Below are 13,493 nucleotides of genomic sequence, written 5' to 3'. Positions count from 1 at the left end.
GGTATAACGAACATCCCCCCGATTAATTAAAAAAAGCCGGCATAAGACCGGCTTCCGGGGGTACCGGGGCGTTAATCCATATCCCGCTCATCTTACCTGTATCCCGGATTTGAGCTCTTCCAGCTTGTCGTAGAGGATATTCTCATACACGGTGTAGAGCTTCTGCTCCTCCGCGCCGGGATACATGGCCTTCACCTTCGACACCAGTGTCCTGAAGGGCGTCAATTTCTTGATGTCCGTGGTGGATTCTATCATCTTCGTGATGCTCTCCTCGTCCTTCTTGAGCAGGCTGTGATAGAATTTGAACGAATTGAGCAGGTCAAGGAGCATGGCCTTGTTCTTCTGCACCGTGGTATCGCTTTCCTCTCTATCAAGAAGGTCCTGGATGAAGCTGAGGATATACTCCGTATCGAGGGCCGTTATCTCGAAGTCGAGCAGGAGCTGGTTGATCTTGGCCAGGTCCATCGTCCGGAGATGGATACGCGCCAGGAACACCGGATTCGACGACATCATGTTGATGTTCATCACGCGGTCTGAATCCGGTATCTGGAGCCGTTCCGCCAGGAACACGTTGTTCGACAGCTCCACGTATACGATCTCGTTAACCTTGTACCGGTTCTTTATTATGATGACGTCGTTGGGCGTGACCGCGTCGTCCACCACCACGTAATCGGGCTGCACGGTCACGTCGATGTCCCTGACCATTTGCGCCACGTCGGAGACGTGCATCATGCGCGCCGGGACCGCGTCCATTTCCTTGTCGGTGGAAAGGAAAAAGAACTTGGTCTTCAGGTCCCGCTGATCGCGGTAGGGAACCACGATCTCCCCGTTCCGGATCTTCAGCAACATGTAGCCCCGGTCATATTCCCTCCTGATATCGAAGGTGGCGCCGACAAAAATGATGACCGGGACCTGGTGGAGCAGGCTCCTGCATTCCTTGTCCCCATAGATCGATTTGCCTTTCTTGTCAAAGGCGAGATACTGCCATTTGTCGAAGAAGATCTTCAGGAGATACCCCTTCGGCGTTTTTTCTTCGATGAAGTTCATCTATCCTGAAACCCTCGTTGTCAAGGCATAGAGCCATTCATGGAGCGGCGCCATGTCGGCGTACCGCCTCATGCAGTACGCGACAAGGCCGGATGAATGGACCTCCTTCGGCACCGGCACCTCCATTCCGGCCCAGAGGCCGTTGTAGAGGAGGTACTCCGCGTTGCCATGGTCCGCGGGGTATCCCCGGGGCACCTTCTTGTAGAAGGAGCCGCCCAGGCCATAGGGGCCCTTGTTCAATACGCGCTTCACCGCCCTGTCCAGCTCCGGTCCGTATTTCCGGTGCACCGCCGAGTCGCGGTACTCCTTCAGCATGTGCTTTGGAAACATGTATATCCCCGCCCCCAGCATGAGCGTACCCGGCTCCAGGTGGAAATAATACCCGGAGCACTCCATCCGCGGCCCGTTGCCCTCCCAGAACCAGAGGGCGAGGTGCGTCTTGAAGGGGCGCTTGTCCCGGGAAAAACGGATATCCCGGTGGATCCTGAATATCGATTTATCCGTGCGCGGGTCGGCGTGTATCCCGGGGGACCGCCGGGCAAAGGCGTCGCCCATGGCCTCGACGAACCGCCGGGCCGGGGCCAGGACATGGTCGTCATAGTCGCGCCGGTGCTCTTCGAACCACTGCTTCGTGTTGTTCCTGCCAAGGCCGCGGTAGAAGGCAAGGCACTCCCTGGGGAACCCTTCAAATTTCTCGGTCATGGGCCATGCTCTCCCTTTATATCCGGGCCGCTATCGTGCGTTTCCGATAGCGCTCCAGCTCGGCAATGAACATCTCGGCAATGCCGGTGATGTCCTTGAACTGCTTGACCATGAAAAAAGTCTTCACCAGCTGCTTGATCTTCGTGTTGTCCAGGAGGTCCGCCATCTGTTTCTGGCTCGCGGTGAAGATTTCATCCGTGTCCAGGAAGGTCTCCCGTATGATCTCTTCCACGTTCTTTGGCAGCTTGTTCAGGGGAATACCGCTCCGGTAGTGTATGTTCTTGATGATCAGGGCGATGAGGGTCAGCACCTTCCTCTTCCGGTCCGCGTCCCGGTCGCTCATCATTTTCTCAAAGGCCGTGATGATGGTCTCGTTTTTATCCTTGATGGCGTCCATCAGCTCAAAGCGGACATCCTCGGGGAGCTTGTTGAACGCCGGCGCGTGATGGGGGTAGAACGATTTCAGGTATTGCTGGGAAAGCATGATCTTTCCCGCGAGGGATTCCCCGGTCGACGGGCCCCGCACGTAACCCCTGAGATTTTCAATATCCATGTCAAAGATGCTTTTGGCGGAACCGAGAAATTCGGGGGGCTCTATCTTTTCGAGGAACTGCTCCAAGGTCCGGTTTTCATTCTTCTCGTTGATGAAAAAATAATCCGTGAGAAGCCGGTTGAATTGTCCGCCGACGCCGCCCGGATGGTTCGGATCCTCCACCATTTTCAGGTATTCGTCGATGAGATTGTTGAAGCTCTCGTCTTTTTTTGCCATTGTTGTTCGGCCCCGCCTATAATACCGCCCGGCGCGGCCATTTCCGGCCGGGCGGTTCATATTCTACCGAGAACGGCCAATTAATCAAGTAAAATTATACCCGCCCATGGACGTCAACGGCGCATGAATCGTAGCGGCCGGCGTCAAAGTATCGGAACCCGATGCCGGCGACCATGGCCGCGTTATCGGTGCAGAGACCCGGCGAGGGGATGATGATTTCCTCGCTGCCGCGCTTCTCCCCGTCGAGCATCTCCCGGAGCCTTCCGTTGGCGGCCACCCCGCCGGCGACCACGATGGAACTGATGCCCCGCGACCGGGCCGCGGCAAAGGCCCGCCGGACCAGCAGCTCCAGGACACGCTCCTGGAAGCCATGGACCAGGCCGGCCCGGTCGGCCCCGGGGTTTTGCTTCACGTAATTGATCACCGCGGTCTTGATGCCGCTGTAGGAGAACCTCGTGTCCCCCGGCTCCGGCAGTATCTTCGGGAACCTGACCGTTTTTCCCGCAGCGGTGCGCGCCAGCTTCTCGATCACCGGTCCCCCGGGGTACCCCAGGTCAAGGTATTTCGCGATCTTGTCAAAGGCTTCGCCGGCCGCGTCATCGGCCGTGCGGCCTATGATCTCCATATCCCCCACGCCGCGGACATGGTACAGGACGGTATTCCCGCCGGAGACCAGGAGCCCGATATAGGGAAACGCCTGTTCCCGCCCTTCGAGAAAGGGGGCATAGAGGTGCGCCTCGAGGTGATTTACGGCTACGAGGGGGATGCCCATCGTGCGGGAGATGACCTTGGCGGAGAGAAGCGCGATGAGGAGGGAGCCCACCAGGCCCGGCCTGTTCGTTGCCGCCACGTAGTCCAGGTCCTTGAAAGAGGCCCCTGACTCCTCCAGCGCTTTCTCGATGAGAATGTTGATGGTTTCCAGGTGGGCCCGCGACGCTATTTCCGGCACGACGCCGTAATAGTCCCGGTGAAGATCGATCTGGCTTGAAATGATGTTCGAGAGAACGACCCTGCCGTCCCGCACCACGGCGGCCGCGGTTTCATCGCAGGAGCTTTCGAGACCGAGTCCGAGGGCCATCCTATTTCCCGTTGCTGATATGCTTGATGGCCTCATTGAGCTGCTGGTCGAACTCCAGGTCATAGAGGGGCTTTTTCCTGAACCGATAGATCCAGTCTTTCAGGATAAAATTGACGGTCTTGTCCGAAAGGGTCACTCCGTTCTTGGCCAGCAGCCGGCGGAACGCTTCTTTCGTTTCCACGGTATAATCCATGTCTTTTTTCACGAACTGTTCCAGGAGCTTCCTGTCCCGGATGACTTTCAGGTTTTTCATTTCCCCTTCGGAGAGCTTTTCAAGGGGAACCTCGAAGTCGGGCTTGATTCCCTTTTTATGGATCAGCTCGCCCGACGGCGTGTAATACTTGGCCACGGTGATGGCCACGCCGATGTCATCGTCCAGGTTGAAGGACTTCTGCACCGAGCCCTTGCCGAAGGTCTTGACTCCCAGGAGCTTTCCCCTGCCGTTGTCCCTGATCGCGCCGGAAAGGATCTCCGACGCCGAGGCGGAGCCGTTGTTCACCAGCACGATGAGGGCCCCCCGGTAGATCGGCTCGCTCTGCGACTTGAAGACCTGGACGCGGCCGCTCCCCTCTTTTCCCCGGGTCGACACGATGATCTTGCCCCGGTCCAGAAGGAGCTCCGAAATTTCAATGGAGGAATTCAGGAGACCCCCGGGGTTGTTCCGCACATCCATTATGATTTTTTTTATCCCCTTGGTGTTGAAAATCTTGAGGGCCTTGGTCACGTCCCTGGTCGTTTCGGAGCCGAAATTCTTGATCTTCAGATACCCGATATTTTTTTCCTTGATGATGTCGTAATCCACGCTGGTTATCTTGACCGGCGCCCGTTCAAGCTCGAAATCGAGGGGATCATCATACCCGTCGCGCTTCACCTGCAGCTTCACCGTGCTCTTCGGCAGGCCCCGGATCAGCTTCACGATTTTTTCGAGCTTCATCCCCTTGACGGCCTTGCCGTCTATCGTGGTGATGATATCCCCCGACTGAATACCGGCCTTCATGGCGGGAGAGTCCTCGATGGGGGTCACCACCACGACCTGCCCGTCCTGGATCGTTATCTCGATGCCGACGCCCTGAAACTTGCCGGTGGTCATCTCCTTTAGCTCCTCGAAGGACTTTTCATCAAGGAACCGCGAGAAGGGATCGTTCAGGGAGTTGATCATGCCGCGGATGGCGCCGTAGAACATCTCCTTCGGCGACGCCTCGTCGACGTATTCGGTAAGAATGAGCTGGTATACCCGGTGAAAATAGTCGAGGTATTTATGGGCCGGTTCCGTGGCCGACGACAGGAAGGAAACATTGATGCCGATGAACAGCCCGGTAAGAAAGGTCAGTATCAGCAGGTGGATGCGCCGCTCTTTCATTTTTTTAAACATCATTATCTCCGGTACAATGAATGCTAGGGTAGGTGTATACAGGTACTGTGTACACTGTAAAGTAAAAAAGTTAAATAAATCAAGCGCGGAAAGGGAGAATCCGCGCTTCCGCCGTCATTTGCCTTTCATGACATAGACGCCGTCCCAGCCCCGCGACGGCGGGTTCTTGGCGTATGTATCGCAGCGCTCAACGTACACTTTTGAGGGACCGTCGTCATCGACCACCTTCAGGGCCTGCTTGAAGAGGACCCTGGCCTGCTTCCAGTCGCGGTTGAGGAAGAGCTCCCTCCCCTGGTTGTATTTGTCCAGCATTTCATAGATCCGGTCCGGCAGGGAGCCCTTTTTGCCAATGAGTTCGTATATCGGCACGGCCTCGCTTTTTCCCACCACGCGTATCACGTCCAGCTGGCGGGCGTCGACAACATCCTTCACCCCTTCATAGGTGGACCCGCTTATCATGGCGCTGGTCTCATAATACTTGTTGGCCCCCTCGAGGCGCGACGCCAGGTTGACCGCGTCTCCCATGGCGGTGTAATCCATCCTGGTCCGGGACCCCATGTTGCCCACCGTCGACTTGCCGGTGTTGATCCCCATCCTGGCGTATATCGGCTCCTTGCCCATGCTCATCCATTTTTCCTGGAGCTCCCTGAGCCGCTTCTTCATATCGATGGCGGCAAGGCACGCCTTGGCCGCGTGATCGGGCATGACCGTGGGCGCGCCGTAAAAGGCCATAATGGCGTCCCCGATATACTTGTCCACGGTGCCGTTGTAGTTCAGGATGATATCAGTCATCTCCGTGAGATACTCGTTCAGGCGCACGACCAGCTCCTTGGGGGAGAGTTTCTCCGATATGGTGGAGAATCCCCTTATATCCGAAAAATAAATGGTGATCTCCCGGTCTTCGCCCCCCAGCTCCAGGGAATCGGGGTCCTTGATGATCTCGTCAATAACGCTCGGAGACAGGTAATAAGAGAATGCTCCCTTGATGAACCGCTTCTGGCTTTCCTCCTTCATGAACTTAATGGCGATAATGGCCATGGAGGGCAGGAACATGGACAGGGTAATGCCCACCTGCTGGAGCCAGAGGTTGGTCAGAACAAAAAGAAGCATCACCGCCACATTGAGCACAATGAAGGTTACTGTCATGTATATGAGCGATTTCTTGGCGTCAAGACGCTGGATGACAAATCCCATGGCAACCGCCACCAGGAGCATGATAAGGAGGTTAATCGGCCAATTCACCCTCGTAATGAACTGTTTCTGTATAACGGTGTTGATCGTGTTATGATAGGTCCCGACCCGGGCGTACACGTTGTGGAGCGGTATGGAGCCGATATCCTGCGTCCCGGCCGCCACGAGCCCCGACAGGGCGACGGTTTCTGACATGTTTTCAACCAGCAGCGCCAGGTTCATCGCCTTCATTAAAAATTCCATCTGTTTCAGCTCGTCCCGCTTGTTCTTGGCGCCGTCTTTTACTTCTTTTTTCAGCTTTTTAATTTCTGCGGCGTAATTGCCGATATATTCAAGCTTCGTTCTGTTCGTCTCTTTTTTTAGGTCCGCGACCTCTTTCCACGTTTTCTCCCTTTCAGACGCGGTGCCGGCGGCGGCATACCCTGCGCGGGCGGCGGCCATCCGCTCCCTCAAGTCTGCCAGCAGGCCGTTCTTTTTCAAAGATCCCAGCTGCTTCTTTATTTCAGCAATGCTGGCTGCCATGTTCTTTCTCGCCGCGGCATCGCCTTCCTTATACTCCTCCGTGAAGCCTTCCAGCTGCTCGGTCAATCCCCGTATCCGTTCCGCCTTGATCTGGTCCTCCTCGTCATTGACCTTTTTCACCGTGTCGGCATGGCGTGGATATTCAAGAACGGCATAGAAGGGAACGTGCATGAAGGTGTTCTCAAAACGGCCATCCTTGTTCCGGCCGGAGCCGGCCCAGGTGACATACATCATCCCCTTGGAATCTATGGGTATCGTTATGTCCTCGGTGGCCTGGGTGACAGGATTCAGGGCCTGCTTGAGAATAACGCTGTTGCCCGGGTTTACGGCGACCCTGTTGAAGGGCACCCGGCACACGTCCATGAGCATGACCATGGCCAGGTTAAAATAGAGCCTCCCCTGGTACACCTTGACCAGCTGTACCTTCCGCACCGTGCCGTCGATATCGGTGTACCGGTTCACGAAGCCGAAGCCCTTTGCCGTGTTCATGAACTCGGGGATCGGATAGGAGATGCTTTTCGTGGTAGGGTCGTCCAGGCTCTTCAGCTTTTCAGATTCGGCTGCGGATAGCTTCACCGAGGAGCGCTCCAGAAACCGTTTCTGCGCCTTTTTGAAAGAGTCCTTTTTCTGACGCTCCAGGACATCATAGTTGGCTGCCTCGTCAGTGAAGGTGTAGGAGAGAACGGCCCGATCGCATGAGGCAATGCTGTCGGCGAATATTTTATCCTTGTTCCAGCCCGCCGCTTCAAGCTCGGCCAGGGAAACCCGGTTGCCCTTCCCGATCTTCCGCATGAGCGTATCGTAGTCCCTGTCGTCAAGGGTCCGCGGCGTGGCGTCGAGGAACATCATGTCAAAGCTCACCTGCGACACGCCGATATCTTTCAGGGTATCCAGTCCCTCCGCGTAGAGGTTCCTCGGCCAGGGGTATTGGCCCACGGTGGTCAGGCTGTTCTCGTCGATATCCAGGAAGGAGAGCTGCTCCCATTCCTTGATCGAGGGCCGCAGCTTGAAGCGAAGGTCGTAGAGATTGAGCTCGAACCGCTCGTACACGACGGTAAAGCAGAAAAGAACCACCAGGAGGTAAAAGACGACGGCCACGGCGACGCCGGAGAACTTGTTTTCATCAATGAATTTATTGGCCAGCTCAAGATATCTTTTTATCATAGCTCTACCTCAATAGTACAATGGCCTGCCGTTGGACGCGCAGGCCTTGAATTTCCCATGGCGGGGCCGGTTCTTCCGGTTCCCCTATGCCCCGGGGGCCCTTGATAGGACCGGGAAGGAGCCGAATCGCACTATGTCCGGCCTCTGTTAAAAGCTTACGTTAAAGCCCCCCATCATGAAGTGCCGGTACCGCACCGACGAATGCGTGAACATGACCATACGATAGGCGGTATCATAATAATACTGATAACCCGACGCCTTCCCCGGCATGAAGATCCCGTAATTGACGAAGAACGAAAAGTCGGAGAATATGAGCCACCGGAGCGAGAGGTCCACGGCCTGGCCGATATGCTTGTTATACCTGTTTGCGTCGGTGCCGGAGTTGATGGGAGACATGTTCTTGTGCTTTAAGTAATACATGTACTTTGCCGAAATGGTCATGTTTTTGAATGAATAGATGCTCGACCATGAGAAGGGCGAGAAAGCGACGCTGCCGCTTATCATATGCAGGTTCGCCAGGACAGGACGCAGCGCGTAACCGCCCACGAAGGTCCCGAAATACATGAAACCCCGGTCCTTGGCCCAGGCGTTTCCGTTGGGATTCCGGTAATTGCTCCGGTTCACGTCGCCGGAGCCGAAGGCATAGTGGATCATGATCACCGGCTTCAGGATCACGTTGATGTAATAATTCAGCTTTGCCTGGGCGGCGTAGGCCAGGATGTCCTTCTTGACATTATACCCGAACAGCCCCGGATAGATGTTGCCGGCAAGATAGCTTTTTCCTCTCTCCATGACGAATTCACCTGAATAGGAGAGGCCGCTTACGATGACGCCGTCAAGGCCCGCGCCGTAATACTGCGATTCATAGCGGGATTTCTGGTGATAGTGCATCATGGCGTAGGTGTAATTCGACCTCGCGGCGGCGTCGTAGAACGCGCCGATGGCGCAGGTTTCCCAGCGCTTCCTGTTGTAGAGCTGATCGCCGAAATCGAACTGGGCCAGGCCGAAGGCGTACAGGGTCTGGTTGAAAAAATCCCATGAGAGCCTGCCGCCGGCGAAGACCCGCTTCGCTCCGGTGGCGATATCGCGGTCGCTCAGGCCGTAGGGATTGTCATCCTTGGCAAGCCAGCCGGTCCAGGTGCCCAGGGCCTTGATATTGACATATTTTGAGTAATAATTGAATTCAGCGCCGTCGCCCCGTCCGTCCAGGACCAGCCCCGAACCGAGAAGGAAATACTTGCGGCCGACGGAGAAATCGACGTCCTTGCGGTCGGATGCCATGGTGATATAACCCACATCCAGGTCCGCCACGTTCTTGTCCCTGGTGAACTGCCTGCCCTTCTGGTACAGGACCTTGGTGTAGGTGTCCTTCCCCCTCACGTAGAGGAAGCTGTTGTTCCAGAGATAGGTCTTGAGCCAGGCGCGGAAGGTCGTCACCGACGTGGAAAGGGTCTTCTGGGGGGTTTCCTGGTAAATGAAGACCGGGGTGATCCACGCCCCGTACTGGAAGCCGCTGGAGACCATGTTCCTTTTCGACTCCAGTATACGCATGTCATCGTCTCCCTGGAGCTCGGGATAGTACTGGTCGCTTTTCTTCGTTTCCTTCGCGGCCCACGCGGACCCGGCAAAGCCGGCCGCAACGATCATCACCAGAAGGAGCGCGCTTATCCATTTCATTTCTTTACCTCCATCCGCTCCGCGACAATTGCCATGGTTTCAAGGAGCTCGTCGCCGGTCATCCTGTCAAGCTCGCTCGTCGTGGCTGTCATGATGTTTTCCGCGACGCAGGCGCGGTGGGCGTAACGCTCCGTGTCGAAGAGGAGGTAAAAAAAGGAGCCCTTCAGCTTCAGGTGCCGCGCCACCATGAGGGCCAGCATGCCCCGCCGAAGGGGCTTGTCCTTGTCATAGGCTTTGGCCTTGAGAAGCTTGAGCCCCTTCAGAGTCGCCACGTCGGCGTTGAAACCGGCCGGCGCCTTACCCAGGGTGTAGAGGTACATTTTAACGCCGTCTTCAAAGGTGACAATCTTCTTATCAGCCAGGGAATTGATGAAATTGATCTCCTGGGCCGATACAAGGGAAAATGGAAAAATAAAAAGAAAAAGCAGTATAATGACCGTGCGTCTCATGGAAACCCCCTCGCTTCGATTAATGCTATGTCATGGCGTTCCGGCACCGCGAAGGGCCGGAACAGGTTTATGGGTGAACAGCCTACGGCTATTGATCGCTTCGCGTCAAAACATGCCGAGGCGGCTTGCGACAATTACGGCCACACCAGGTTAATGGTGACCGTGGTATTGACCGGTATCCCCTTTAATAATTCATCGATCGTGCCCTGTGAACCCTGCACGCCCTGGAAACCCTCCTGGTAATTGATGAAATCGTCGCCGAAAAGCTTCGTGGCCGTCTCTTCATCAACGGTGATGAACTTGGAATTCGTGCTGGTCAGGTAATCCTGCATGCCCGCCATGGGGCTTGAGGACGCGCCGCTGACAAGGTTCTGCAGGAACTGGAGGTTGCCGGATATGAGCTGGGCGCCGCCGTTCAGGCCCTGGCCCTCCACCGTGCCGCTGATGACGAAGATCCTCATGCCGAAGGTGGGGTTGTACACCACGATCTGCTCCGTGCCGCGCACGGACGACGTGGCCACCGGCGTGGAGACCTTGAACACGGTCTTGATCCGGGCGTCCCTGGCGACCTTGGTGCGCACCAAGCCGCGCCGCAGGCCCAGGCGCGTCGTGGAGCTGGCGGCAGTGTCAACGCTCTCGCTGATCTTCATGATGGTCAGGGGCTCCACGGTCACGGTGTGCTTGTTCACCTTGATCTCCACGCGGGACCTGACCCCGGTGCTCACTTTCGTTCCCACCGCAAGGGCGGCGCCGGCCGTCAGGGGCACCCACTATCCGCCGGCCTTATACGAAGCCGTCCCCTTGACTGACACGACCCTTATTTCTGCAAAGGATGCGCCGGTAAAAAAGAGCATCATCGCGATTACTATCATAGGTATGGTGTAACGTTTCATGATTTCCTCCTCAGGAAAGAAGGCGGGAAAACGCCTAACGATATACACAAAATTACGCTTTATTATGATATCTGGCAAATCTTTTTTGGTTTTTTTATATATGAATAAGACTCTAAATATCACATAATAGAATTAAAATTAACAATTGTTATAAATTTATTTTCTTTTAAAACTTGAAAATATATTATATATTTATTAATAGAGTTTTTGCAAATCTGAATCTTATAATCGGGGTTAAGGGGCGAAGCCCCTTAAAAGCCCCCCGCAGGGGCTCTCCCCCGAGGGCGAGACGCAGTTTCGCAACAAGTCTAATAGTATCACTATTAAAAATTTTTAAGTAAAACTATCAAGGAACGATTCATGAAAAAGCATTTCATTGTCATCTTCTCGATTCTACTTGTGTCAAGCCTCCTGTCCTGTTCCGATTCGGAGCGGCGCCTTCCCTATGTTTCCAGGTACGCCACGGTTAAGATTAAAATGACCCTGCCCGATGAGGCGGTCCTGTCCCATATGAACATCATAGACCGCGTTCTACGCTTTTTTTCCCGCGACGCCATTGCCCAGACGGCGCCTGCCACCTTCAGTTCCATCAGGGTCGTGGTCACCTCGTCGGACATGGACACCATTGATCAAACCTTCGGGCCCGCCGAGACGATAACTCTCACCGTGTCCGGGGGACTGCTGCGGCGCTTCGAGGTGACTGCCACGGTCGATCAGAGCGACCCCAGCGCGGCTCTTTCCTTCCGCGGCATCACCACCCTGGACCTTGTCGGTGAAACCGTGACAGTACCGGTAATCATGAATCTCCATGAGACGAAGATTGTTATTCCCGATCCAGCAGCAAGCATTCCTCCTTATACAGTCAGATTAATTCAAATTAACAACCTCGCCGGTGATATCGGATGGATAGAAAAGACAGCTTCTGATATAGGATTTTCCGGTACATTTCAGCCATGGGATGTGGATTTCGACAATCAAGGTAAAATATATATAGCAAATAATTTTCCAACAGATGGCAGTTGTGTAGTAATTCGCTTAGACAATATTAATGATACTTCTTGTGAAACAATAGGGACAGGATCAAGTAATGCTATTTGTGCCATTGCCGTTGACAGATTTAGAAATTACCTTTATTATGCTACTAACCCAATTCATCTTAAGAGATGCAATCTTGATGGTACTGACGATAGAGAATTAGCAACCATTGCAGGAGCAGCAATAATTGAATCAATAACCGGTCTTGACGTCGATGCGGCAGGGATGCTATATATATCTGGAACAACAACAGGCAATGCAGCGGCCGTATTTCTTTATAATCCATTAACAGAAACTGTGATTTCTTATTATCAAACCTACCTTAATAATCCTTCAGACATAATGGTAAAATCGCCGTATATTTATATTGCCAACTTCAGAGGTGCTGATAATTATAAAATACTACAATTACAATTAAACATTGCAATGCAAATGCAGTATACCGCCGGATATGGCATACAAGCTGATATTGTTAATAAGAATCAGGGATATTTCTACGGTCCTCGCCGCTTTGTTGGCATTAGAAATGATGTATTGATTGTAATAGACGACCATTACGACTACAATCTTGATAAACTGGTATCGATGCAGGACATGAGCGGAACCGGATGGGCAACCTATGGTGACGAAGGAAAAAGCACCGGCCAGTTTCAATTTTTTTATGCTTGTTAATGCGCGTCTTATTCTACACCTCAGGGACAACAGGAACAGGCAGGCTCATAGGGGGCATATCCATTGGCAATGCCATCCGCAGGGCGAACCTTGACTGGGATTACACCATCATCAATATGTCGCCCTTTGCGCATCTTGCTGACCGGTTCGGTCACAGCCATGTCGAGATTCCCGCTGAAAACGAAGAAGTGCTATTATACAAGGGTTATCAGGAATCGGCCCTGTATACGACCATCGACTCCCTGAAGCCGGACATCATCATTGTGGACCTTCTCTGGTTCAGCCTCCAGGGCTTCATCCGCGACCTCCCCTGTAAAAAGATATTCCTGTCCCACATGGTGGTCGATTCATTCTTCACCATCCATCTTGCCGACAGGGACCTCACGTTCAGGTACGAGGATTATGACCGTGTCTTCGCCATAGAGCCGTTCCGCTCGAAAATACCCTTCGATGAGATAAATCCAATAATCATCAGGAACCGGGACGAGATCCTTTCCCGCGGCGAGGCGTTGAATGCACTGGCCCTTGAAGATGGCAAAAAAAATTGCCTCCTTGCCATAAACGCCAATCCCGGCGACTTCGAAATAATAAAAAATAAATATTCCTACCTTGAATCAGAGGGCTTTCACATGGTCTATTCGTCCAATTACCATGGGGGACTCTTCCCAGCCGTGGATTACTACAACGCCTTTGACCTGATCGTGGGCAACGCCAGCTACACACAGTTCTGGGAGGCGCGCTTCTTCAATAAGGAGGCGATCCTTGAGCCGATCAAGGTCAGGTTCCAGGACAGCGCCGATAGGGTCCGATATTCAAAAAGATTCAAATTCAAGGAGAACGGCGCAGACCAGCTGGTGAAAATCATCACGACTTTATGATAATTATTGTATAAACCATTAAAAAATTATCAATCATATTAACG

At 53.9% G+C, this 13,493-nt stretch carries 12 protein-coding genes; 2 read left to right on the top strand and 10 right to left on the bottom strand.

The genetic code is table 11. The features are described from left to right. Window positions 1-87 precede the first annotated feature (87 nt). The 10 genes from KA369_03405 to KA369_03360 all read right to left on the bottom strand — a co-directional run bounded on the left by KA369_03405 (window position 88) and on the right by KA369_03360 (window position 11,490). A complete protein-coding gene (locus KA369_03405; GenBank protein ID MBP7734998.1) occupies window positions 88-1,047 on the bottom strand; it encodes a hypothetical protein in 960 nt (319 codons plus the stop codon). Further along, window positions 1,048-1,749, bottom strand: a complete 702-nt coding sequence (locus KA369_03400; GenBank protein MBP7734997.1) for a DUF2461 domain-containing protein — start codon at window positions 1,747-1,749, stop codon at window positions 1,048-1,050. Window positions 1,750-1,765: 16 nt separating this feature from the next. Next, window positions 1,766-2,518 carry a hypothetical protein gene (locus tag KA369_03395; GenBank protein ID MBP7734996.1) on the bottom strand — a complete coding sequence of 251 codons (753 nt, stop codon included), beginning with the start codon at window positions 2,516-2,518 and terminating at the stop codon, window positions 1,766-1,768. Window positions 2,519-2,612: 94 nt separating this feature from the next. Continuing rightward, complete coding sequence (tsaD, locus tag KA369_03390; protein ID MBP7734995.1) at window positions 2,613-3,596, bottom strand: tRNA (adenosine(37)-N6)-threonylcarbamoyltransferase complex transferase subunit TsaD; 984 nt, start codon at window positions 3,594-3,596, stop codon at window positions 2,613-2,615. A 1-nt stretch (window position 3,597) separates the two neighbouring features. Continuing rightward, entirely contained in the window at window positions 3,598-4,968 is a 1,371-nt protein-coding gene (locus KA369_03385; GenBank protein MBP7734994.1) for a S41 family peptidase, read from the bottom strand. A gap of 114 nt (window positions 4,969-5,082) precedes the next feature. After that, the gene (locus KA369_03380) at window positions 5,083-7,845 is read right to left on the bottom strand and encodes a CHASE2 domain-containing protein (GenBank protein ID MBP7734993.1); all 2,763 of its coding nucleotides are present in this window, start codon (window positions 7,843-7,845) and stop codon (window positions 5,083-5,085) included. A gap of 147 nt (window positions 7,846-7,992) precedes the next feature. Next, the gene (locus KA369_03375) at window positions 7,993-9,522 is read right to left on the bottom strand and encodes an alginate export family protein (GenBank protein ID MBP7734992.1); all 1,530 of its coding nucleotides are present in this window, start codon (window positions 9,520-9,522) and stop codon (window positions 7,993-7,995) included. Then, window positions 9,519-9,971 (bottom strand): hypothetical protein, encoded by a 453-nt coding sequence (locus KA369_03370; GenBank protein ID MBP7734991.1) that lies wholly within the window; start codon window positions 9,969-9,971, stop codon window positions 9,519-9,521. The genes KA369_03375 and KA369_03370 overlap by 4 nt, the downstream gene beginning before the upstream one ends. Before the next feature lie 134 nt (window positions 9,972-10,105). Next, window positions 10,106-10,738, bottom strand: a complete 633-nt coding sequence (locus KA369_03365; GenBank protein ID MBP7734990.1) for a FecR domain-containing protein — start codon at window positions 10,736-10,738, stop codon at window positions 10,106-10,108. A 569-nt stretch (window positions 10,739-11,307) separates the two neighbouring features. Further along, a complete protein-coding gene (locus KA369_03360; protein ID MBP7734989.1) occupies window positions 11,308-11,490 on the bottom strand; it encodes a hypothetical protein in 183 nt (60 codons plus the stop codon). Here KA369_03360 and KA369_03355 point away from each other — a divergent pair. Further along, window positions 11,480-12,571 (top strand): hypothetical protein, encoded by a 1,092-nt coding sequence (locus KA369_03355; GenBank protein MBP7734988.1) that lies wholly within the window; start codon window positions 11,480-11,482, stop codon window positions 12,569-12,571. The genes KA369_03360 and KA369_03355 overlap by 11 nt on opposite strands. Then, the gene (locus tag KA369_03350; GenBank protein MBP7734987.1) at window positions 12,571-13,449 is read left to right on the top strand and encodes a hypothetical protein; all 879 of its coding nucleotides are present in this window, start codon (window positions 12,571-12,573) and stop codon (window positions 13,447-13,449) included. Before KA369_03355 ends, KA369_03350 begins: the two co-directional genes overlap by 1 nt. Window positions 13,450-13,493: the final 44 nt, after the last annotated feature.

Source organism: Spirochaetota bacterium (assembly GCA_017999915.1).
Taxonomy (GTDB): domain Bacteria; phylum Spirochaetota; class UBA4802; order UBA4802; family UBA5550; genus RBG-16-49-21.
Note: the sequence above shows the minus strand (reverse complement) of the source record. Positions and strands in the feature narration are given on the sequence as shown.